This window comes from Chitinophagaceae bacterium, assembly GCA_030053935.1.
Taxonomy (GTDB): domain Bacteria; phylum Bacteroidota; class Bacteroidia; order Cytophagales; family JASGCU01; genus JASGCU01.
The window spans coordinates 1-23904 of record JASGCU010000020.1 but is presented as its reverse complement, the minus strand read 5'-3'; the positions used below and the strand labels follow the sequence as shown (position 1 = coordinate 23904).

Below are 23904 nucleotides of genomic sequence, written 5' to 3'. Positions count from 1 at the left end.
TTAGTTTAAATAGTTCTTTTTATTGTATGAATTTCAATACTTTGTATAATATCTCCTACCAAAACATCTTGATAATTTTTTATACTGAGACCGCATTCGTAACCATTTTTTACTTCCCCTACATCGTCTTTAAATCTTTTGAGTTGGAATATATCACCAGTATGTATTATTTTGTTGTCCCTTATGAGTTTTACTTTATTATTTCGTTTTATATATCCATCTAACACGGAGCATCCTGCAATGTTTCCTAATTTACTATTTTTAAAAATTTCTTTTACCTCTATAGTTCCTACGATTATTTCTTTATATTCTGGTTCTAAAAGATTGGATATTTGTTGTTTTACATCATCAATTGCGTGGTATATAACATTGTGATTTTTAATTTCTATGGATTCCTTTTCCGCAATAGATTTTGCTTTCACCGAAGTTTTTGTATGAAATGCTATTATGATTCCTTCTGAAATAAGTGCAGTGTTAACATCAGATTCTGTTACTTCTCCTATTGCTTTGTGTATGATATTTACTTTTACCTCTGGTTGAGATAGTTTTAAGAAAGAATCAGATAAGGCTTCTATACTTCCTTCTGTGTCTGCTTTTATAATAATATTAAGTTCTTTGAATTTTCCTCTATTTGTTCTTTGAGAAAATTCTTCGAAAGTAATATGTTTTTTTGTTCTCAGTTCTTGTTCTCGTTTGATTTTCAATTTTTTATGAGCAATTTCTTTTGCTATTTTTTCACTTTCCATTACTTTAAATATGTCTCCTGCATGCGGGCTACCATTGAGCCCTATTATTTTTACAGGGGATGAAGCACCTGCTTCTGTTATAGAATTTCCAAATGGGTCAAACATGTTTTTTATTTTTCCGGAACAATGTCCTGCTAATATAATATCACCTTTTCGTAATATCCCATTTTCTACTATCAGTACGGTTACATATCCCTTTCCTTTATCCAAATAAGATTCTATAATAGTTCCATTTGCTCTGGCCTTAGGATTCCATTTGAGTTCTAATAAAGATGCTTCTATGAGAATTTTTTCTAATAGTTCGTCTATACCTTGTCCTAATTTAGCGGATATGTTTTGGCATTGGTATTTTCCACCCCAATCTTCTACTAATATGTTCATTTGGGCTAGTTGTTCTTTTATTTTTTCTACAAATAGGAGTCCTTTATCTATTTTATTAAAGGCAAAAATTATGGGGACATTTTGTTCTTGTGCTTGTTTTATTGCTTCTTTTGTCATAGGTTTCACTTCTTCGTCTACGGCAATAACTATGATAGCTATATCGGTAATTTTAGCACCGCGAGACCTCATTGCTGTAAATGCTTCGTGTCCTGGTGTATCTAAAAAGGTAATATTTTCTCCGTTCTTTGTTACTACGTTGTATGCACCTATATGTTGAGTTATTCTACCAGATTCTGTAGAAACTACTTTGGTATTTCTGATGTAATCCAAAAGAGAGGTTTTTCCGTGGTCTACGTGTCCCATAACAATAACTATGGGAGACCTTGGTATCATATTGTCGGTATCGTTTTCTTCTTCGGTTACGGTACCCTCATTGTGTTTTTCATCTTCTATAAATTTTACTTCAAATCCAAATTCATCTGCTATAATGGTTATAGTATCGGCATCTAATCTTTGGTTTATGCTTATGATTTTTCCTAAGCTCATACACTTAGAAATAAATTCATTTACAGAAATATCCATCAAAAGAGAAAGTTCATTGGCAGATATGTACTCTGTAATTTTTAATATTTTTAGTTCTTTTTGCTCTTGTAAGAATTTTTCTTTTTCTTCTTCTGCTATATTTTGTCTTTTATCTTTTCTATATTTAGCTCTATTTTGGATAATTTTTTTATTGGAAATATCTATATTTTTTTGATTTTTTTTTTCAAAAAGAGTACTTTTTGTATCTACTGAATCATGTTTTTTGTATTTAAGTTCTGTTGTTTTAGGAGGTGGTGGTGAAGTTTCTTCTTTGTTTTTTTTTATAATTGGGACAGGAAGTGGTTTTGTGTAATTGAGTTTATTGTTTTTGTTTGTGTCTAAATTTGCTTTATTTAATAGATAATTATCTTTTGTAGATATTCGTTTTACGGGGGGGATGAGGGTTGTTTGATTATTTTCTTTTATAGTAACATTATCTTTTTTTATTATTGGTGGATTATTGTTTTTGGAATAATTTTCTAAAAAAGGATTTTTATTTTCCTGTGTACTTTTATTATGAGTATCTTTGTCTTTTGTATGTATATATTCGCGTGTATTTTTTATAACGACTATCCGAGGGCGTTTATGTTTTGAAGGATCATCTCTGTTCTCATTTTTTGTGGAATTGGGTTCTTTAGGGTTATTTTTTATAGTTTCATTTTCATTGTATTTTGGTGCTGTTTGTTTAAAGTATATTTCTTTAGTCTTGATTTGTTTTTTTTTCTCTGTTTCGTTCTTTTTTTCTTCTATGGAAATATTTTTTTGATGCTGTTTTATTTCTGTAGTTGGAATAATAGTATTTGTTTTTTGAAGCGTATATTCTTTTTTTATTTCGGGATTAATGAGTGATAATTTATTTGTTTCTGTTTCATTTTTTTCTATTTTTTTAGAAGATTCATCCAAACCAGTTAATTCTTTTTTGTCTTTCATTTTATATATGGAAGTTTGGAGTACGGGGTTTATTTTTTTTTGTCTGTGTATTCCTGTTATATCTATTTTTCCTATAATTTTTGAATTATCGGGAGTATGGGCAGGGATTCTTATTACTTCTATGTCAGGAGTAATGGGGGTATTCTTTTTCTCTGTGGTTTTATTTAAAGAATAATTGGTATCAAATGTGGTGTCCAATGTAGATGGGACATCCGTATTATTCTCTTTTTGATGAATAGTTTTTTCTTTGTTTTGATTGTTTGAAATAGTACCAAATTCTTTTGATAGTAATTCATAATGTTCTTGGGATATTTTTGTATTTAATCCTTTGTCTTGTACTGGGAGTTTTTTTTTATTTAAAAAATCTATGAGAATTTTATACTCTACATTCCATTCTTTGCTTAATTGGTACAGTATTTTAGTTTTGCTCTCGTTCATGTCTTCTCTTGTTTAGTTTATTATATGTCTTACCTATCTTTTCATTTTTGTTCGTTAAAACATTAAAAAAAATACTTTAAGTATTTGCAATATAACTTATTTTTTAAGTTTTATTTGTAACGATGTTGAATATTAATTCTATTCCGAAAAGTTTTTTTTATACACCTGTAATTTCGTAACTATTTGGTTACCAATAATTTTAAAACTCTATATTTCTGTAGAAACAACTTTTCAGAGTGGATGGGATCAATGGTAATTTAAAAAATTATAAATCAAAAAAAATACCCTGCGCTAGAGGGAGTTGTGTACTATAATTTACTGTGTTAGTTTGTCGTCGCATATAATATTTCCAAGAATCAGAACCAGATTCTCTTCCGCCTCCTGTTTCTTTTTCTCCTCCGAAAGCACCTCCTATTTCAGCACCAGATGTGCCAATATTTACATTTGCTATTCCACAATCGCTTCCTTTCACGGAAAGGAATAGTTCTGATTCTCTAACATTATCTGTAATAATTGCGGAAGAAAGTCCTTGCGGAACATTATTTTGTATTTCTATAGCTTGCTCTATAGTTTTGTATTTGATGAGATATAAGATGGGTGCAAAAGTTTCTTGTTTTACAATAGGATTTTCATTTGTCACCTCATAAACGGCAGGTTTTACATAACATCCCGATTCATATCCTTTTCCTGATAATACCCCTCCCTCCACAACATTTTTTCCTCCCATCTCAGATATTTTCTTAAGGGTATCTAAATATACGCGAACAGCGGCTGTATCTATCAAGGGACCTACGTGGTTTTTTTCATCTAATGGATTCCCTATTTTAATTTGCTGGTATGCCTTTACCAGTTTTGATTTTATTTCATCAAAAATGCTTTCATGAACAATGATTCTTCTAGTGGTAGTGCATCTTTGCCCTGCTGTTCCTATGGAACCAAAAATGGCACTTCTTATTGCTATGTCTAAATTTGCATGTTGTGAAATTATAAGAGCATTATTACCGCCTAATTCTAATAGTGTTCTTCCTAAACGTTTTGCTACTGTTTCTCCTACTTTTTTTCCCATTTTAGTAGATCCTGTAGCAGAAATAAGGGGTATTCTAGTGTCTTCGGACAAAAGTTCTCCTATTTGGTAATTTCCTATGATTAAGTTACTTATTCCTTCGGGAAGTTTATTTTTTTCAAAAATATGGGATACAATTTTTTGGCAAGCAATAGCGGTAATAGGTGTTTTTTCGGATGGTTTCCATACACACACATCTCCGCAAACCCATGCAAGCATAGTATTCCAACTCCATACAGCTACGGGAAAATTAAAAGCAGAGATAATACCAACTACTCCTAATGGATGCCATTGTTCGTACATTCGATGTAGAGGACGTTCTGATGGCATTGTGAGTCCGTATAGTTGTCTAGAAATACCTACTGCAAAATCGCATATATCTATCATTTCTTGTACTTCCCCTAATCCTTCTTGGTATGACTTTCCCATTTCGTAAGATACTAATTTACCTAGGTCTTCTTTATATTCTCGGAGAGAATTTCCTATTTGTCTTACTATTTCTCCTCTTTTAGGAGCGGGGGTTTGCCTCCATTCCTTGAAAGCAATAATGGATTGATGGACTACGGTGTTATAAATATCTTTTGAGGTATGTTCTACGGTAGAAATAAGGTTTCCATCTACGGGAGAAAAACTTTGTATCAAGTTTTTTTGTGTTTCTTCGGAGGATAGCCATGTGTTTCCAGTGGAAGATCCTTTGTTGACCTTACTTATTTGAAGTTTATCTAATGATTTTTGTATATCGTAGTGCTGCATTTTTTGGATTTATGTAATAGTGTGTCTGATAAATTATTGATTTGCTAATATGTCTAAACGTGCTTTTTCTTTTTTAGCGGTGCTTATTTCTGGGGAATCGGGAAATTTTTCTATAATACTTTCATAACATGAAGAGGCATAGGTATATTCTTTATTTAATTCGTACGCTAAAGCTGCTTTAGTATAATAAGTAGGGGAAAATGCTTGATTTGGTTTATATTCAGATGCTTTTTCATAATAGTTAGAAGCACTTGTGTAGTCACCTAATTCCATATAGCAATCTCCTATGAGAGCGTAAGTACGTGCTTGTATTAATATATCGTCACTTTCAAAGTTATCAAAATAAGTAATGGCATTAGAAAAATCTCTCATTTTCATATAACAAGCACCAGCATAAAAATAAGCTAATTTACCAGGTGCAGTGAAAGAATATTCATCGGCTATTTCTGAAAATCCCATATTGTTGCCATCCCCATTCAGTGCTTTTGCGATACTATCTGATTCAAAATAAAAAACCGCTTGTATCATATTTTTTTGAGCTTCTTTGGTTTCATCTTCTTGTAAGTAACGATAGTATAGAAATCCTCCTATAAAAACCGATATTATTACTAATATACCAATCCCATAATTTTGATTTTCATATATTTTATTTCCTATTTTTAAAAAATATTGTATTAGACCTTCTGATGTTTCTAGAACATTTTCTTCTTGTTTTTTTTTCTGACTTTTTTGCATTTTACTGTTGATTACTTTGTTATGTTTGTTATTTTAATACCTATACGTAGAATATTTTAGTATATAATTTTTTACACAAATTATATAATTTCTCTTATTTTTAAATGAATTGCTGTTCAATATACTTAAAATATGTTTTTTTTTTAAAATAATATGCTATATTATTTATTTTTTTTGTTTCAACATTTTTCTATCCAGTTTTTGATAATTGTTTTTCCATGCTCTGTAAAATATGATTCGGGATGAAATTGTACTCCTTTTACCCGAAGTGTTTTATGAGAAAGGGAAAGTATATTGTGATCACCGTCGGTAGAAGTAGGAATAACGCTTGTGGGTAACTGCATTGGATTCACTGTCCACGAATGGTAATGACACACATTCCATGTAAGAGGTAATTCCGAAAAAAGAGGATCGCTATGAGTTATATACAGTGGAGTATTTATCCCATGTAGTACTTCTTTCATTTGTAAAAGTTCTCCGCCAAAATTTTCTGCTATTGCTTGATGCCCCAAACAAACACCTAATATACTTTTGGTCTCACAGTATGTTTTTAGTAATTGTGTCATAATACCTGCTTCGCAGGGTAGGCCCGGTCCGGGGGAAAGTAATATTTTATCGTACTCTTCTATCTCTTCACATCGTATTTTATCATTTCTATAGACAGATACATATTCTTGTAAACCAAGTTCATAGAGTTTATAAACTAAATTATAGGTGAAGGAATCATAGTTATCTAAAACAAGTATTTTCATAAAAAGGATTTTTGATTCTTTAATAAAAAAAATTTCTATTAGCAAAAAAGAAAAAGTATCTGTATATAATATGTACTTTAATTGTTCACATTATGTGAGTTATGTGGTTATTGTTACAAGTTATTTTTTTGTAATTTTTATGTATATTTTTGTTTTTTACGTTAAAATGCTTGTGTATTTATTATTTTTTTTTTTGAAAATGGTTCTAAAATATGTTATTCATTCTTTATTTTTGTGCTGAAATTTCAGTTTTTGACTTGAAAGGGATGGTATTTGTTTTGTTTTTTGAGAGTGTTTAATTAAATATAGATAGGAATATTTTTTTGAATTTTGTTATAATATATGCTTTCGTTTAAAGCCCAAGCAATTCTTAAATGTATATTATCATAATAATTGGTAGTATTGTTAAGTAATATAAAATGTTCATTATTTAAGTGCAAAATTAATAGTTTTAAAGATTTCTCTACAATATTGTGCTTTTGAATAGCATTTACTTTTTTTAAATTTTGTTAGGTAATGTCTGATTCTGAACATTACATCTCACCACTGTAAAAGTTTCTACTTATGTTTTTTTTTGACTCCTTTGGAATTAATTTATAATAGCTTTTCCAATAATCAGTGCAAAATCCTTTGATATTCATTATTTTGAAGGTACCCATAATTTTTCATAAATCTTTGTAAATTAGTATCCACTGCAGACACTAAAATATTTATGTTATTTAATAATTATCTTCTCCGATTTCACAATCTCTCTTTTTTCTCCATATACTATTATAATATATTCTCCTTTGAGCAATGTTCTCAAATCTACTCTCAGACTTAATTCATAATTCATTATTTTTAACTCATAATTCACACCTATGAGATCATATATCTTAATAGATGAAATCTTTTGTGCTTTATCTGTTTGAATGGTTATGTAATCATTTGCGGGATTCGGGTAAATACGTATAGCAGCGTTTTTTTTTTCTATGGGAGTAAGAGTATGTATTAACATACTTACTACTGTTACTGTTTGTTGAGTAGTAGCTGGGTTAAACTGTGGATTTCTCGCTTGACTAGCTGTAATGACAGCTGTTCCTATTGCTACTGCGGTGAGAGTACTTCCATTTACTGTTGCTATTCGCGTATCACTTGTAATGAAAGTTATTGCTACCGGGCTATTAGAAGTAGCAGCAAGTATATGACTTTGCCCTATGGCGAGATTAGGAATAGCAGTAAAAGTTAAGGTTGTTTTAGTAAAACTATCGGGATGGTATATAGTAAATGTTTGTGTTATAGATGTTCCGAGATAATTATTACTTCCATTATTATATGCTGTAATATTTACTGTTCCTACTTCATTCATACGCACTATGTTATAATAGACACTTATTAAAGGGGAAGCGGAAGAATATAAAACAGATAAACGAGCAGAAGATGTTGCATGTAATAAAAAGGATACATCTTTAATGCTTCTATTTGCTAAGGGGTCGAAACTAATACTCTGCATTCTTTTGTCTATAGTAAGTATTTGAGTAGTAAAACCAAAGAAATTATCATTGTCAAGGTATGCTGTAATATTCACTGTCCCTGCTCCTCTGATAGTTACTGTATCATTACTGATGCTGATAAGAGTATTGGAAGCAGAATAAGAAACAGTTAGCCCCTCCAAGGCGCTTCCTTCTAATACAAAAGGTGCATCTCCAAAAGTTTTATTTGCTAATGCTTCGAAAGATACATCCCTATCTGCTTTGTGTATAGTAAATATTTGATTTGCAAACCTTACAATAGAATCATTTTCACTACGTGCAATGATATTTACTATTCCTGCCGTTCTAATAGTTACTATATTATTACGAATACTTACTCTATTAGAAGCAAAAAACAAAACAGGTGCATTATCAGAAGATGTTGCTTCTAACATAAAAGGTGTATCGCCGAATGTCTTAGATTCAATAGGTGTAAAAGTTATTCCTGCTTGTGTTTGATACTTTCCTACAATACCCATTCCCGTTCCATTTTGAATAATTGTCATAGTATAAATAGTTTGTAAACGTCCCGAAGTAGTGTCTATAAAATTAGCAGTAAAATCTATTCCATCTAAAGTAAGAATAGTACGAGTAGTTGTATCTCCGTGTATTACATTTGTTGTGTTGGTAGTTACTTGTATATTTGTAATACTTGGAACTGTTTGAGTAAAGTTTATATTGTTTACAGCTATTCTTGCTCCTTTATGAATTGCAGGTAAGAATCCTTTTTTATATATAAAACCTGGTCCTAATTCTCTTACACTGTCTGCTGTTGTTCCTGTAGGATTTTGCAGAGCATAAAGGGTGAGACCTCTGACATAGGAAACTTTGGTGTCATTATTATTAATCCCTATTCCCAGTTTATTACTTCTTTCTGTTCCATTTACTATTTGAGAAGCATCCTTATTCCAGTAACCATGTATTACAGTTGCTTTATTATATCCCACCAATCCACCAACGGAAAAATTGCCTGAGACAGATCCTGTAGCGTAGCTTTGGTTTATGGTTCTAAAATTAGCTCCTACCAATCCTCCAACAAATCTATTTCCTGATACGTATCCCGTAGTGTAACTTTGGCTTATATCTCCATCATTATGTCCTACCAATCCGCCGACAGTATAAACAGAACCTAAGACAGATCCTGTAGCATAGCTTTGGTTTATAAATCCATTATAATTATATCCCACCAATCCGCCGACATACTCAGAACTCGATATATACCCCGTAGCATAACTTTGGGTTATTGTTCCATAATAATGGTATCCCACCAATCCGCCGATAACACTATATCCAGAAACAGATCCTGTAGCATAGCTTTGGCTTATAAACCCATTATAACTATATCCCACCAATCCACCGACGTACTCAGAGCTCAAGACGGGTGCTGTAGCATAACTTTGGGTGATTGTTCCTTCGTAATTATATCCCACTAATCCACCGACAATACTATCCGCCGATACGTATCCTGTAGCATAACTTTGGTTTATGTTTCCATCACTATAACCCACCAATCCGCCGACACGCTGAGAACCAGATACAGACCCCGTAGCATAGCTTTGAACTATTTCTCCTTTATAATTATCTCCCACTAATCCTCCAACACCATCAGAACCCGAGACATACCCTGTAGCATGGCTTTGGCTTATTGTTCCAACGTCATTCAATCCTACTAATCCACCAATATTACTGTAACCAGAAACAGATACTGTAGCATAGCTTCCGTTTATTCTTCCGCTGCTCCTATTCCATCCTACTAATCCGCCGATATTATTATAAATAGAAGTATTAAAACTACCTAAGACAGATCCTGTAGCGTAGCTTTGGTTTATCATTCCTCCATTATTCAATCCCACTAATCCGCCGACAAGATTATTACCTGAAACAGAAACATTTCTTATTCCTATATTTCTGATATGGCTGTTGGCATCTGTCCGTCCAAAAAGACCTAAATAATTAATAGTAGGCTTATTTATATACAGATTATTTATATAATTATTCCCACCTTCAAAAATAGCATTAAAAGATCCAACAGAAGTATTACCAATAGGATCCCATCCGCTTCCTGTAGTATAAGAAATATTTACACTTCCAGATCCATAAGAAGAAGGATCTTTAAAATCTAAATTTCTCGTCAATTCATAACCATTGCAAATACTAGAATTACAAATACCATATAAATTATATCTGATCGAGTCCAATTGTTCTATGTAGCTTATTTCTATAAGACCATCATTATCTCTATCTTTATAAGAAATAGGTGGCAGAATAGTAAGTATTTGTGTAACAGACGCCTGTAAATAATTATTATTTCCTATTTGATCTGCGGTAATAGTTACTGTTCCTACGCCTCTCATAGTTAATGTATCATTGTTTATACTTACCAAAGGAGAAGATGCAGAAAATAAAATAGGTAAATTAGTAGAAGCGCTTGCGTGTAAAACAAAAGATGAACTTCCCAAAGTTCTATTTGCTAATGCTTCAAAATAGATGTTCTGACTCGCTTTATTTACGGTAAGAATTTGGGTTTCACTTGCACTCGAATATGTTTCATTTCCTGTCTGATATGCAGTTATAGATACTATTCCCGCTCCATTGATGCTTACAGAAGTGCCATTGATGCTCACAATTTTTGTATCACTACTAAAATACTGAACTGTTAATCTCGAACTGGCTGTTGCAGAAAGAGTAAATATCTCATCTCCAAATATTTTTATGGATGGGGTAAGGGTAAAAGTAATCGTCTGTGGAGAAAGTTCAGATACTTGGGCATTGCTTGCAAAAATAGTACAGCTCAACAATATTAATGATGCTAATATTTTATTTAGAATTTTCATTTTTATTTAATTGGTTATTTGTTTATTGTATTTGTTTTTAATGATCCTATATTTATGGATAATCACAAATGATTTTTGCTACGATTTTCTTCTTTATAGAAGACAAGAAAAAAATATTCTATTCTATCCGATATCACAGTTATATCTTTATCACAGTTACATACTTCCTTTTCTCTATACCCTGTATCAAGCTACCTATAAAATTAGGATTTTTCGTCATTATTAAATTCATTACTATTTAGATATTAAATGAGTAAATTGATTAACAACTTATTATATGTGCTAAAAAATGCATAAACGTAAAATGTATTTTTTTTTGAATATTTCATAATGCTATTTAAATACATATAAAAATAAATAACCCACGGGTAAAAAAATGAAATAATTATATTTTTTTGCTAACCACATAGTATATTTTTTTCTATGTATCTATGTGGTAAAACTATAATAAATTAAGAACATGGTTCTGCAAAAATATCGAAAGCATCAGCAGAAATTATTTTTGCATTTACAAAATCTCCTATTCTGACAAAATGTTTCTTTGCATCTATCAATACTTCGTTATCTACTTCGGGAGAATCGAATTCTGTTCTGCCTACAAAGAATCCATTTTCTTTTTTATCTATCAAAACTTTGAATATTTTGTTTATTTTTGCTTGATTCATTTCCATAGATATACTCTCTTGTAGTTCCATTATCTGGTTGACTCTTTCTGTTTTTATTGCTTCAGGTACATCATCTTTCAGAGAGAAAGAGTGTGTATTTTCTTCGTGGGAATAAGTAAATACTCCTAATCTTTCAAATCGCAAAATTCGTATAAGATCCAAAGTTTCTTGAAAATCTGCTTCCGTTTCTTGAGGATGCCCCGCAATAAGGGTGGTTCGTATAGCAATATCAGGCACTGCTTGTCGAATATTTTTTACAAGTGTTTCTATTTTTTCTCTCGTGATACCCCTTCGCATTATTTGGAGCATTTTAGTGCTTCCGTGTTGGATTGGCATGTCTAAATAGTGGCATATATTATTTTTTTCTCTCATTACTTCTATTATATCCATCGGAAATCCTGTTGGGAAAGCATAATGTATTCTTACCCATTCTATTCCTTCCACGTCTCCAAGGTGTTTGAGAAGTTCTGCGAGTTGTCTTTTTTTGGATAAATCAAGTCCATAATAGGTAGAATCTTGAGCAATAATGAGTAGTTCTTTTACACCATTTTTAGCAAGATTTTTTGCCTCCGATACAAGTTGAGTAATAGGTTTAGAAATGTGATTTCCACGCATAAGAGGTATAGCACAAAAGGAACATGGGCGGTCACAACCTTCTGATATTTTCATATAAGCATAATGGAGAGGGGTGGTGATGATTCTTTCGCCGACTAATTCTTGTTTGTAGTTAGCATTGAGTCTTTTTAAGAGGAGAGGGAGTTCTCGAGTTCCAAAATAGGCATCTACTTGGGGAATTTCTTTTTCCAAATCTTCTTTATACCTTTGGGAAAGGCAACCTGTGACATAGAGTTTGTCTATTTTCCCTTTTTTTTTATGCTCGGCATATTCTAAAATGGTGTCTATAGATTCTTGTTTTGCATTGTCAATAAATCCGCAGGTATTTATGATAATAATATTGGCATCATCCAAAGATTCGTGGACTGTTTCTATTTTATTTGCAACGAGCTGTGTCAATAAAACCTCCGAATCCACCCTATTTTTAGAGCATCCCAATGTAATAATATTTACTTTATTTTTTATATTTCCTTTTGTTTTCAATGGTAAAACTTGGTTTTGTATTTTGTTTAAAAGTATGTGTGGAAATGAGATTTTAGAAAGATATATTTTTTTTTATATATTTTGAGTTTTCTAAAAAAAACATAAAATAGAACACTGATTGAACTAATGCTACTGATATAAATAATTAAAAATCAGTTTTATCAGGGTACTATTACATTAAATAGATGTGCTACTATTAAAATAAGTAAAAATGTCACTCAATCTTTCATACAAAGAATATCTGCTTACGTTCAAATTTGATGCAAAGACCTCTAGGGGTGTTTTAAGAGAAAAAAAAATATGGTTACTCTTTCTACGAGATTCTGAAAGTCCTGATGTATGTGGCATTGGGGAAGTATCTCCTTTAGTTTTTTTAAGTGACGATGATGTAGATTCTTATCCATCTCTTTTTCGATCATTGGCAGAAAAGATTCAGCATATATCATCATTCGCAAACTCAAGAGATGCTTTTGATTGGGTAAAAAATAATGTTCATGAAAGGTTTCCCGCGGTGAAATTTGGTATGGAAATGGCAATTTTAGACCATATTAGGGGCGGAAAAGGGATTCTATTTTCCAATCTCTTTAGTGCAGGCAAAGAGAGTATCCCTATCAATGGACTTGTATGGATGGGCGATAAAGATTTTATGGTTGCACAAATAGATTCAAAACTACAAGAGAATTATTCGTGTATCAAACTCAAAATAGGTGCCTTAGATTTTGAAACAGAATGTTCTCTTTTGCACTATATAAGGAATCGATATAGTTCTCGTTCTCTTACAATAAGATTAGATGCAAATGGTGCGTTTATTCCTAATGAAGCAATCAAAAAATTGGATATTCTATCTCGATATGCTATACATAGTGTGGAGCAGCCTCTCGGTGCTTCGTTGTTAGAGGAATTGAGAGTCCTTGTTTCCCAAAGTCCTATTCCTATAGCATTAGATGAAACATTATTAAAAAAGCATACCTTTGCAGCAAAAGAAGAAGTAGTTTCTTTTGTGAAGCCGGATTATATAGTATTAAAACCTACATTACTGGGAGGATTTTCTTCCTGTGAAGAGTGGATTAGAATTGCTGAAAAATACCAGAGAGGATGGTGGGTGACTTCCTCTCTTGAGTCAAATATAGGATTAAATGCTATTGCTCAGTTTGTAGCATCTTATCCTATAGATAAAACTCAAGGTTTAGGAACGGGGCAATTATTTGTAAATAATTTTGAAGCACAGCTTTTAGTAGAAAATGGATTTATAAGAAAGGATTTTTCTAAACAATGGGCAGGAAGTTCTTTTTGTTAGATAAGAATTTTTTCTTTGAGGATATGGATTATTCTTTCTACAGATTCGTCTATTGTTTCTTTATCGGAATTGATAACTAAATCGGGAGATTCAGGTTCTTCATAACGAATATTTATTCCTGGAAAATTTTTAATTTCGTTATTTTCTGCTTGTTGATAGAGACCTTTATAGTCTCTTTTTTTGCATTCTTCTATTGGACAGTCAACAAATATCTCAAAGAAGTTCATTTGTCCGATATATTCTTTGAGTAAAATTCTTTCTTGTTCAAAAGCAAAAGGTTGAATTATTAAAACAATGACACACGCATCTAAAAGAAGTTCACAAATATGTCCAATTCTTTCTACATATTCTTTTCTACCCGAAACACTTCCCATATCTATTTCAGCACCTACATATTTTTTTATTCTTTCTATATCTAGAAAGTATGTATTAAAATTATTTTCAAATAGTTCTATCTCTGTCTGCCTCGCAATAGCACTTTTCCCTGAGAAGGGAAGTCCACTAAAAGATATAACTAATGATTTATGTTTATTTTTTCGGACTCTCTGTAAATAACTTATTTTTTTTTGATAATGTTCACTTATATTGGGTTGTTCCATTTATTTATAATATGATATTAAGGTAATTCTTTGGATTTTTAATGTATTTATAAAATGATATTTTGAATAGTATTTGAATCTTTGTTTTTCATTTTATGGACTTGTAAGTTCTATTTCTTTAATTTTTTGTTCAAAATATTGTTTTTGGTAGGGATGCTTTATCATGAGTTTTTTATATATTTCTATACATTTATCTTTTTTCCCTTGTTTCAAAAAAATTTTTGCGAGAGTTTCATTATAGACATTTTCTTCTATAACAGTACTTTCTATCAAAAAATTTGTATGATCTGTATTTTCAGATGTTGTTCTAACATTTATTTTTGGATTTGTGTTAATAAAATTTTCTATTATTTCTTTTTCTAATTGTTTTTTGTTTTGTTTTTTATCTTTTGTGAGAGAAGTATCTGAATTTTCATAAGAAATAGATTGGACATCTGAAATAATATTTTGAATATCTATCTCTTGTATAGTATCTGATTTTTTTGTTACCTCGGTGAAGGTTTCTTTTTTTATGTTATCTAATAAATCATTAATGTCATTGTGAAGTTCTTTATTATCTATTATTTGTTGTGGTATTTCTTTATTTTTTGTTTGCATGTATTTTATATAATTGATTTTAGAGATATGGACTTTATTTAGATTTTCCATAACTTCTTTTATGAGATTATCTTGTTCTATTGGATTAGTTTCTATGGTAAATGAATTTTTTTCTACTTCACTCTTTGGTATCTTTGTGTTTTTTTCGTTTATGGTATTTGGTTTGTTGTCATCTTTAAATTTATATAAATGTTTATATGTATCGGGTTCGTTTTGGTGTTCATTGTTCATTGTTTCTAATATCTTTTTTAAGGAATATGTGCCTTTTTTAGATGGGGATTCTTTTTTATTTTCTATAGCAAGATTTGTATTATTTTGAGATAGGGATTCATTGTTTGTTCTACTTATAGTATTATCCACAATCTTATGTTTCTCCATCTTGTTAATTGTGTACTTTTCTATAGTTCTATTTACATATACTTTATCAGTGATAAACACATTGATTTTTTGTTCGAGTTTTTTTTTCTCTGATTCTGTAATATTATTATAAGAAAAAATAAAATGGAGGATATATCCTGTTTGAAAGTATGGATATTTATCTATCAGATCCTGGATTTCTTTTATATTTTTTTGTTCTACCTGGTATGAGTTTTTTATGATATCTAATAAGTGCATTTAGAAAATAAAATTAGCGATAAAATATTGATTTGTCTATGTGTGTAAGAATTTTTTACGTATCCAAAAATTCCATCCAAATGTTATAAAGAGAGAGAAAAACTTAGAAACCATAAAATGGACATCAAAATATTCTGTAAGAAACCATATACTGCCAATACTTATTAATAATCCTACGACAGAAATAATGATATAGTAAAATAGTTCCAATGTCCTGTTTTCTATAATACGTATTTTAAATACCCAATAAATACTCATGATATAATTCATTATTACAGCAACAATAAAGGAAAAAATAGCAGATGTAATATAATAAAGGGATAAATATTTTGTTAATAAATAGAGAATGAGCATATCCACTATAGTACAAGATATTCCGGTAAGAATGTATTTTACTGCTTGCTCAAAAGTTTGATTTTTTAAAAAAAGTGAAATTTTTTTTCTTATAGTTTTGCTTATCATTTATTATCTAAATAAGTTATTTTTTTTGGGGAGTAGTTCTATGTTTTCTATAAGATTTTGGTGCTTTTTTAAATTTTGGTTTACCAAGAATATTTGGTTGTTGAAAATTAAGCCATGGTATCCAGTATTTATTTGGTTTCTTCTTTTTAATATATTGATAAATACCCCCCATTTCCGCATCGTCATCATCTACTTCTTTTTGTTTCTTTTCCCACCCTCTGTTAAATACAAAATTTACCCCAAAAGATAGCTGCAAAGTTTTTATATCTTTTATATAAAATAGGTTTACGTTATCCATAGAGATATTTACTTGCATCGGGATAAAATCAAATACTATGCCTGTTCCTATGGTTGGTACCCAATGCTGAGAAGGTTTCATAATATTTCCTACAAAAGTAATATGCTTATTAATAAAATGCCTATATGATACTCCAAAAGCAGCGTACCACTGATTCAATACTGTTCGGGTGTAAATAGTTCCTATAAGTGTTTGGTGAGGAGAAATATGGTATTTAGCACTGGCTATGAAGGAGTAGCTAAGCCATTCTGTAAAACTACCTTTTTTTGTATCATATTGACTAAATATATTTGTTATAGAATCTAATAGTTCATCTACACCTTTATAGTTATTTTTAAGATTGAATCCTTCGTATATAATACTTGTATCTCTGTAAGAATAAGTTTCTGCACCATTGTTCCATCTAATAAATCCTATGTCATTTGCAGCAAATTGAATGGAGGTTCTATTATCTATTTTATACTCTAAACCCAAATCTATACCTAAACCAAAGTTATTTGAAATATTACTTACAATATTTGTTGGTGAAATAGGAAAAGGGGTTTTATTTACATTTACATTATTTGCTTTAAATTCTATGAGATAGGTTACAGGATCTATGGATATAATACCGTTTAATGCTCCGTCTGTTCCTAAGTAATGGAGTCCGTTTAAGAATTTTAATCTTCCTCCAAAATGGAAGTTATCATTTGCTTTGAATCCATATCCTATGTAGGTCTGTATAAAACTGGAGCTGCTCAAAGTATAGTCTTCTAAATCCGCGGGAAAAAATTTATTTACTTGTCCATCGGTAGATACTCCCTGATCAAAAATGGCAGGAAGTAATTTATTGAATGAGACCGTATTTAAAACACGAAAATCTATTCCGAACTGATAATACCTGTGATTTGCTGTGGAAACCCCTACAAATAATAAATTTGTATTGATATTAAAAGTAATATGATTGAGAGTACTAGATGCATCAAATATTTTTTTTCCATCTATATACGAGAACCCTTCAGCGTTACGTGTGTAAATATTATTAAAATTAAGTCTATTGTTATATTCTAAATAAAAGCTAGAAAGGACAGGTAATCCAATATATACACCTTTGCTTGGGAGAAAAGAAGGATTAAAAAAGTTATTAGTAGCAATATGTCCCATAAAAGAGTATTGGGTAAGACCTGCTTGTCCATTTACTTGTAGTAATAGTGCGATCCATAGTAATAAAAAAAGTATACTTTTTTTCATAGTATAATAATATGTTTTATTTAATAGTGTATTTTCCTGATATTCCTACAAAAACCTGTAGTTCACTGTCTGCTAATACCTTGACAAAAGTTTTGTTATCGTACCCTGGAGTAAATCCATCAAGGGTTACCTTTATAATTTGGGTGTTATTCTTAATGATTTGGAGAATATTTGGTTCATTTATAGGAAAATCTGTAGTTTGTTGTCTTGTTTCAGTTGGTCTACCATTGTTATTTGTATTCGGGTTTGCTAATATATCGCGTGATTCTGTTTCGTATAATAAAGTTATAGAGTCTGAGTAAAATCCCAGTTTTACTTTTGCATTAAGTGGAAGTTGGTTATAGGAGGTTATTCTTGCTCTTATAGTAGAAAATGATTTGATTTGTTTTTGGAGGTTTCCTACATTAAATGGGAATTCTAATTTAGAATCTTTTAATAATACTGATCGGAGAGGTAGCTCTAGTGTTTTTTTGATTTTTATAAAACTATTAGGGGTTATAAAGTTTACTTCTTGTTGTAATCCTTGATTGAGTATTATTACATTATAAGGGGTCACTAATTCGGTTGGAAATTCTAAATCTCCATTCAGGGAAGAATTTACATTATTTACAGAAAAAGTAGTAGTAGCTACATTCCCTATAGAAGATGCTTCTTTTATTATAGAATATTTTGGAGTAGTAACATCACCTGTTACGAGTGGGTTACGCCCATCGGGATATTTCAAAACAATGCTATCATGTGGAAATTCAAAAGAGATACCATAAGAGTTTTGTATTACATAGTTAATAGAAGGTTCTTTTACAAAGAATCCCGATCTAATATCATCTATACCGTCGAAAGTATTACTTTTTATTGCTATACGAATTTTTGTATTATTTCCAAAATATCCGTACATAACTTTATAATTTATCGATTTCACAGTTATAGTTACTGTATATTTTTGGGTTGATAGGATAGATTCTCCTGGATCTAGTCGTATTATAGGGGATAGTTTTATTTGTATATAAGATCTGTTATTTTTTTGAACAAGATTTATTTTTGTATTAATAGTATTAGGGTTACCGATGGAATCTATGTAAATAGTTTTAGAACCTATGATGGGGGTTGGGGATATATATTTTAAAGTTTGACCATTTTTTTTATGGTTCAGAAACTCTATATTTTGAAAAAACTCTACTCCTAATCTCGCGGTGCTTGAGAAATTTATGACATATTGTAATTTTGAAATATCTACTGAATCTATTGTTTGTCCCGCATCTGTTATATATTCTAATTCTATCACTTGTTCCGTTAATTTTTTTTGTTGTATAGAAGTAGAAGTAGGAACATCTTCTAAAGGGAAGCTGTAACTCGCTGGCGGGAATTCGTTATATCTATACATTACATTTTTTCCTTGTAACAGCGCTGAATCTTCATATACTATCAGAAGGGCAGAATCTTGTTCTGTTTTTACTATCAATTCATCATCTTTTGCGCTGGTAAACAATTCTCTTGCTGTATATATAGAATGTCCAACAGGTAATGCTATTTCCAAGTTTTGTATAGAATCTACGAGTTTTTTATTTTTTATATCATCTATGAGTTCTTCTACGTCGCAGGAAGAGTAAAAGAAAAGAATGCTTAATAATAAGGTGAAGTAACTGTTTTTTAAAAGCAGAGATATTTTCATATTTTTGAATAGTTATATAAATGTTTTTTTATTATTATAATATTATAATATTATATTTGATCTTTTATTGATTAATAGATATTTTATTTCTTCAATTTTATGTAAATTATTATTTATATTTTTTTTATAGAAGTTTTTTTCTTCCTCTAATTTTTTTATTTCTTCTGTTTTTATATCTGTGTTTGATATATTCTTGAGTTTTTTGAGTATACCATGTAATTTTTTGCTGTCTGTTTTTATTTCTTTTTCTATAAAAGAAATTTCTGTTTGTATTTTTTTCTGAAAAACAACAATTTTAAATTCTAATAAAAGAAGTTTCGTTTGTTCTGAGTATTTTTTTGTATTGTCTTCTTTCATATTATCATCATTAAAGACGAGTTTCATTTCTACCTTGTTTTCATTTTCGGTAAAAGAAGAATAACATATAATAGGATGTACCCTCTCTTTATTTTTTAATGGTTTTATTTGTAATACCCAAAATGTTTTATGTAGGGAAACAGTAAATCTTTTGTGTATATATTGCCACCATTTTTTTTTTAATTCTTTTTCAGATATATCAAAAGATGTCATGTATCCGTTATAATGTTCATCAAAAATATATAATTTGGTGGGTTCTATTATAAAATTGTATTCTTTAAGAAATTGTGCGTCTGCTTTTTCATAAAAATAAAAAAAAGTAATACAAATAAAAAGTTTACTAAAATTCATGTGTTTTTTAGTTATATTTTTTTTTTGAGAATATTTTTAAGAGTTTTTCTATAGTAAAATCAATATCTTGTATAGTAGTGTATTTTGAAAAAGAAAAACGAATATTTCCTCTTTTGGGATTTACTTGTAGGATTTCCAATACATGTGATCCTTTCAAACTTCCACTTGTGCAAGCACTTCCTCCTGATGCAGAGATTTTTTCTATATCTAGATGAAATAGAAGCATATCATTATCTTCATGCTCGGGAAAAGAGACGTTAAGTATCGTATAAAGACTTTTTTCTAAAGAATCTGAATCCCCGTTGAATAAGATCTTAGGAAAGGTCTCTTGTAATTTTCTTATCATATATTGTTTTACATGTTTTATATTTTTTTCGTGTTCGTTCATTTGTGAGTATGCTATTTCTAATGCTTTTGCTATTCCCACTATTCCTGTTACGTTTTCTGTTCCGCCTCTCATATTTCTTTCTTGGGATCCTCCTTGTATAAAGGGGGCTATTGTATTTGTGTTGTTTATATATATAAATCCTATTCCTTTTGGTCCGTGGAATTTATGACCGCTTCCTACTATAAAATCAATAGGAAGTTTTTTGAGGTTGTGAGGATAATGTCCCATTGTTTGAACGGTATCAGAGTGAAAAAACACTTTATATTTTTTGCAAAGTTTTCCAACCAATTCTATATCTGTAATATTTCCTATTTCATTATTCGCATGCATGAGGGAAACGAGTGCATTGCCAGTATGGTGTATTAAAAATGTTTCTAATGTTTCTAAGTTTATGTGTCCTTTTTTGTCTAAATCTATATAAGAAACATCTATATTACGATTTTTGTGGAGAGATTCTATTGTATGTAATACAGCATGGTGTTCTATTTTTGAGGAGAGTATATGTGAAATTTTATATGTTTCTATGGTTTGTAGAAGAGCCATATTATCTGATTCAGTTCCGCCTGATGTGAAAAAAATTTCGGATGGGCTGGTATTTAATAAGTCCGCTATTTTTCTTCTTGAATTTTCTATAGCAGAACGGACTATTCTTCCATGTGTATGTAAAGAATTAGGATTTCCGAAGTTTTCTTTCATAAAAGGCATCATAGATTCTAATACTTCAGTATCTAATGGTGTAGATGCGGCGTTATCTAAATAAATTCTCATCGTTTTGTGTTTTTAAAAAATAAATCCAAATCTTATGTCTAAGGGAGATGGGTAATAATCATTAATTCCTTTATATAATAAATTATATAATGCTGTAAGCATAAATCCACTTCGTTTGTATATGGGTTGAAAATATCCTACTCCTACAAACATTGCATTATTCTTTATCTGTAGATTATTAGTAAGGTATTCGTATTCCGTATATACATAAATGTTATATATAATATCGCATCTGGCGAACAATCTTACACCGTAAGTATGATAGCTATATCGAAGATTATTATTTTTATAGTAGCTGTATATAAAACCAGGTCCGAAAGAGATTCGTTCTGTTAGTTGATATCCTATTAAAGGGGAAAGGGATATAAAAGTAATGTTTCCGACTCCAAAATTTGCGTTTCCGCCGAAGTATATCTTATCGAAAAAAGGTTTGTCTCGGAAAGATGTTTTCTCTGTTTTTTTTTCTTTGGATACTTCTTCTTTTTTGATAAGAGTATGAGCGGTGTCTTGTTTTACTTTTGGTTTCTGAAATTGACTATAGACAGAAAAGGAAATAATATATAACAAAAAAAAAATTCTCATATTTATTTTAGTATTTGTGTGAAGCTTTAACGGCATGTAAATTGCTATAATGTATATGGTTCATAAAACTTAAAAAATGAAAAATAATATACATCAAAACACCATTCCTTATTTATTTTCCATTTGTTTTCTTTCATGTTCGGTGAGATATATTTTTCTCATTCTGACAGATAGAGGGGTTATTTCTACATATTCGTCTTTTTTTATATATTCGAGTGTTTCTTCTAGTGAAAAATTTTGTTTAGGGGTAATTTTTGGGCTATCGTCACTTCCTGTTGCTCTGACGTTTGTAAGTTTTTTTCCTTCTTGTACGTTTACGGTAAGATCTGATGGTCTATTGTGTTCCCCTATTATTTGTCCTCCGTATACAATATCTCCTGGATCTATAAAAAATACACCTCTGTCTTGGAGTTTATCTATTTTATATGCGGTTGCGGGTCCTGTTTCTAATGAGATAAGAGATCCGTTTATTCTTCCGGGTATATTTCCTTTATAAGGTTCGTATTGTAAAAATCTATGGTTCATAATAGCTTCTCCTTGGCTGGCGGTAAGAACATTGTTTCTGAGTCCTATAATACCTCGGGAAGGTATATGAAATTCTAAGTGATAAAGGTCTCCTTTTGGTTCCATTATTTTGAGTTCTCCTTTTCTTTGGGTTACTTGTTCTATTATTTTTCCTGAGAAATCTAATGGGACATTTACCACTAAAAGTTCTATTGGTTCGTGTTTTATTCCATTTATTTCTTTAAATATTACTTGTGGTTCCCCAACTTGGAATTCATATCCTTCTCTTCTCATGGTTTCTATGAGTATGGAGAGGTGGAGTATCCCTCTACCATATACTAAAAATTTGTCTTCAGAATTGGTTTCTTCTAACTTCATTGCAAGGTTCTTTTCGGTTTCTCTATAAAGACGGTCTCTGAGATGTCTTGAGGTAACAAATTTTCCTTCTTTTCCAAAAAAAGGTGAAGTGTTGATAGTAAAAAGCATACTCATAGTTGGTTCGTCTATTGATATTCTTTGTAATGGTATGGGATTCAGAGCGTCAGATATAGTGTCTCCGATTTCAAAATCCTCTATTCCTACTACCGCACAGATGTCCCCTACTTTCACTTCTTCTACTTTTACTTTTCCTAACCCTTCAAAAATATAGAGTTCTTTTATTTTTGATTTTTTTATGACATTATCTTTTTTACAAAGAGCAATATTTGAGTTCTCTTTTATGGTTCCTTGGTATACTCTTCCTACAGCTATTCTCCCCGTATATTTGTTATATTCCAAAGATGTTATTTGCATCTGTAATATTCCTTGACGTTGTTCGGGAGCGGGAATAACTTCTAATATAGTATCTAAAAGGAGAGTTATATCTTCTGTTTTTTGCTTCCAATCGTGTCCCATCCAACCTTGTTTTGAAGAGCCATAGAGTGTTTTAAATTCTAATTGTTCTTCTGTCGCCCCGATATTAAACATAAGTTCAAATACTTGTTCGTTTACTTCATCAGGTCTGCAATTAGGTTTATCTACTTTATTGATAACCACTATTGGTTTTAAACCTAAATCAATTGCTTTGCTGAGTACAAATCGAGTTTGGGGCATTGTTCCTTCTAAGGCATCTACTAAAAGAAGCACCCCATCTGCCATTTTTAAAACTCTTTCTACTTCACCTCCGAAATCAGCGTGACCGGGGGTATCTATAATATTAATTTTGGTGTTTTTATATCGCACAGAAACATTTTTAGATAAAATGGTGATCCCTCTCTCTCTCTCTAACTCGTTATTATCTAATAAGAGCTCCCCTACTTCTTGATTATCTCTAAATAATTTACATTGGTGAATGATTTTATCTACCAATGTTGTTTTTCCGTGATCTACGTGTGCTATTATTGCTATATTTCTTATATCTTGCATGGTTTTATTTAAGTATTTTTAGCATATTAGCATTATTTTATGAATTTATACCTTCTACAAAAAAAAACATAAAAAATGCTCAATAATAGATTGTTTTTTATGCATTAAGAAATTTATCTATTAAAAAAACTAAAAAAAGTTTTATTCGCGGGTTCTAAAAATTGATTTATTCAAAAAAAAATGTTTGTAACTATTAGTTTTTAAGGGATGCAGTTTTTAGGATTTGAATTTTTAGAACCCCTCTATACTTTTATTTAACTACCATTCGCAAAAATATAATAAAATTTCACTCCTT

Annotated in this window: 16 protein-coding genes; 1 reads left to right on the top strand and 15 read right to left on the bottom strand. The window is 30.5% G+C overall.

Features of this window, described 5'->3' with window-relative positions:
* Nucleotides 1–5: 5 nt before the first annotated feature.
* The 6 genes from infB to rimO all read right to left on the bottom strand — a co-directional run bounded on the left by infB (nucleotide 6) and on the right by rimO (nucleotide 12488).
* The gene (infB, locus tag QM536_03740; protein ID MDI9356123.1) at nucleotides 6–3077 is read right to left on the bottom strand and encodes a translation initiation factor IF-2; all 3072 of its coding nucleotides are present in this window, start codon (nucleotides 3075–3077) and stop codon (nucleotides 6–8) included.
* A 265-nt stretch (nucleotides 3078–3342) separates the two neighbouring features.
* Nucleotides 3343–4893, bottom strand: a complete 1551-nt coding sequence (locus tag QM536_03735; GenBank protein MDI9356122.1) for an aldehyde dehydrogenase family protein — start codon at nucleotides 4891–4893, stop codon at nucleotides 3343–3345.
* A 33-nt stretch (nucleotides 4894–4926) separates the two neighbouring features.
* On the bottom strand, nucleotides 4927–5628 hold the full coding sequence (locus QM536_03730; GenBank protein ID MDI9356121.1) for a tetratricopeptide repeat protein: 702 nt from the start codon (nucleotides 5626–5628) through the stop codon (nucleotides 4927–4929).
* A 179-nt stretch (nucleotides 5629–5807) separates the two neighbouring features.
* Nucleotides 5808–6380 (bottom strand): aminodeoxychorismate/anthranilate synthase component II, encoded by a 573-nt coding sequence (locus QM536_03725; protein ID MDI9356120.1) that lies wholly within the window; start codon nucleotides 6378–6380, stop codon nucleotides 5808–5810.
* A gap of 715 nt (nucleotides 6381–7095) precedes the next feature.
* Nucleotides 7096–10725 (bottom strand): GLUG motif-containing protein, encoded by a 3630-nt coding sequence (locus QM536_03720; protein MDI9356119.1) that lies wholly within the window; start codon nucleotides 10723–10725, stop codon nucleotides 7096–7098.
* A 452-nt stretch (nucleotides 10726–11177) separates the two neighbouring features.
* Nucleotides 11178–12488 carry a 30S ribosomal protein S12 methylthiotransferase RimO gene (gene rimO / locus QM536_03715; protein ID MDI9356118.1) on the bottom strand — a complete coding sequence of 437 codons (1311 nt, stop codon included), beginning with the start codon at nucleotides 12486–12488 and terminating at the stop codon, nucleotides 11178–11180.
* Between the two features lie 211 nt (nucleotides 12489–12699).
* On the opposite strand from rimO, the gene QM536_03710 reads away from it, so the two are divergent.
* The gene (locus QM536_03710; protein MDI9356117.1) at nucleotides 12700–13785 is read left to right on the top strand and encodes an o-succinylbenzoate synthase; all 1086 of its coding nucleotides are present in this window, start codon (nucleotides 12700–12702) and stop codon (nucleotides 13783–13785) included.
* On the opposite strand, the gene cysC is transcribed toward QM536_03710, so the two are convergent.
* From cysC to typA, 9 genes are all read right to left on the bottom strand, one after another.
* A complete protein-coding gene (gene cysC, locus QM536_03705) occupies nucleotides 13782–14384 on the bottom strand; it encodes an adenylyl-sulfate kinase (protein MDI9356116.1) in 603 nt (200 codons plus the stop codon). The two genes, QM536_03710 and cysC, sit on opposite strands and share 4 nt — an antisense overlap.
* Nucleotides 14385–14477: 93 nt before the next feature.
* A complete protein-coding gene (locus QM536_03700) occupies nucleotides 14478–15596 on the bottom strand; it encodes a hypothetical protein (GenBank protein ID MDI9356115.1) in 1119 nt (372 codons plus the stop codon).
* A gap of 36 nt (nucleotides 15597–15632) precedes the next feature.
* Nucleotides 15633–16058, bottom strand: a complete 426-nt coding sequence (locus tag QM536_03695; GenBank protein ID MDI9356114.1) for a GtrA family protein — start codon at nucleotides 16056–16058, stop codon at nucleotides 15633–15635.
* A 16-nt stretch (nucleotides 16059–16074) separates the two neighbouring features.
* A complete protein-coding gene (locus tag QM536_03690; protein MDI9356113.1) occupies nucleotides 16075–17586 on the bottom strand; it encodes a DUF5723 family protein in 1512 nt (503 codons plus the stop codon).
* A gap of 16 nt (nucleotides 17587–17602) precedes the next feature.
* On the bottom strand, nucleotides 17603–19255 hold the full coding sequence (locus QM536_03685) for a hypothetical protein (GenBank protein ID MDI9356112.1): 1653 nt from the start codon (nucleotides 19253–19255) through the stop codon (nucleotides 17603–17605).
* Between the two features lie 42 nt (nucleotides 19256–19297).
* Nucleotides 19298–19963 (bottom strand): hypothetical protein, encoded by a 666-nt coding sequence (locus QM536_03680; GenBank protein ID MDI9356111.1) that lies wholly within the window; start codon nucleotides 19961–19963, stop codon nucleotides 19298–19300.
* A gap of 7 nt (nucleotides 19964–19970) precedes the next feature.
* The gene (locus tag QM536_03675) at nucleotides 19971–21119 is read right to left on the bottom strand and encodes a cysteine desulfurase family protein (GenBank protein ID MDI9356110.1); all 1149 of its coding nucleotides are present in this window, start codon (nucleotides 21117–21119) and stop codon (nucleotides 19971–19973) included.
* A 12-nt stretch (nucleotides 21120–21131) separates the two neighbouring features.
* Nucleotides 21132–21701: a hypothetical protein gene (locus QM536_03670; GenBank protein ID MDI9356109.1), complete on the bottom strand. Its 570-nt coding sequence runs from the start codon at nucleotides 21699–21701 to the stop codon at nucleotides 21132–21134.
* A 108-nt stretch (nucleotides 21702–21809) separates the two neighbouring features.
* Nucleotides 21810–23609, bottom strand: a complete 1800-nt coding sequence (gene typA, locus QM536_03665) for a translational GTPase TypA (GenBank protein ID MDI9356108.1) — start codon at nucleotides 23607–23609, stop codon at nucleotides 21810–21812.
* Nucleotides 23610–23904: the final 295 nt, after the last annotated feature.

Coding starts and splice junctions, on each gene's coding strand:
- infB (MDI9356123.1), bottom strand. CDS start 3,077: ATGAACGAGAGCAAAACTAAAATACTGTACCAATTAAGCAAAGAATGG.
- QM536_03735 (MDI9356122.1), bottom strand. CDS start 4,893: ATGCAGCACTACGATATACAAAAATCATTAGATAAACTTCAAATAAGT.
- QM536_03730 (MDI9356121.1), bottom strand. CDS start 5,628: ATGCAAAAAAGTCAGAAAAAAAAACAAGAAGAAAATGTTCTAGAAACA.
- QM536_03725 (MDI9356120.1), bottom strand. CDS start 6,380: ATGAAAATACTTGTTTTAGATAACTATGATTCCTTCACCTATAATTTA.
- QM536_03720 (MDI9356119.1), bottom strand. CDS start 10,725: ATGAAAATTCTAAATAAAATATTAGCATCATTAATATTGTTGAGCTGT.
- QM536_03710 (MDI9356117.1), top strand. CDS start 12,700: ATGTCACTCAATCTTTCATACAAAGAATATCTGCTTACGTTCAAATTT.
- cysC (MDI9356116.1), bottom strand. CDS start 14,384: ATGGAACAACCCAATATAAGTGAACATTATCAAAAAAAAATAAGTTAT.
- QM536_03700 (MDI9356115.1), bottom strand. CDS start 15,596: ATGCACTTATTAGATATCATAAAAAACTCATACCAGGTAGAACAAAAA.
- QM536_03695 (MDI9356114.1), bottom strand. CDS start 16,058: ATGATAAGCAAAACTATAAGAAAAAAAATTTCACTTTTTTTAAAAAAT.
- QM536_03690 (MDI9356113.1), bottom strand. CDS start 17,586: ATGAAAAAAAGTATACTTTTTTTATTACTATGGATCGCACTATTACTA.
- QM536_03685 (MDI9356112.1), bottom strand. CDS start 19,255: ATGAAAATATCTCTGCTTTTAAAAAACAGTTACTTCACCTTATTATTA.
- QM536_03680 (MDI9356111.1), bottom strand. CDS start 19,963: ATGAATTTTAGTAAACTTTTTATTTGTATTACTTTTTTTTATTTTTAT.
- QM536_03675 (MDI9356110.1), bottom strand. CDS start 21,119: ATGAGAATTTATTTAGATAACGCCGCATCTACACCATTAGATACTGAA.
- QM536_03670 (MDI9356109.1), bottom strand. CDS start 21,701: ATGAGAATTTTTTTTTTGTTATATATTATTTCCTTTTCTGTCTATAGT.
- typA (MDI9356108.1), bottom strand. CDS start 23,609: ATGCAAGATATAAGAAATATAGCAATAATAGCACACGTAGATCACGGA.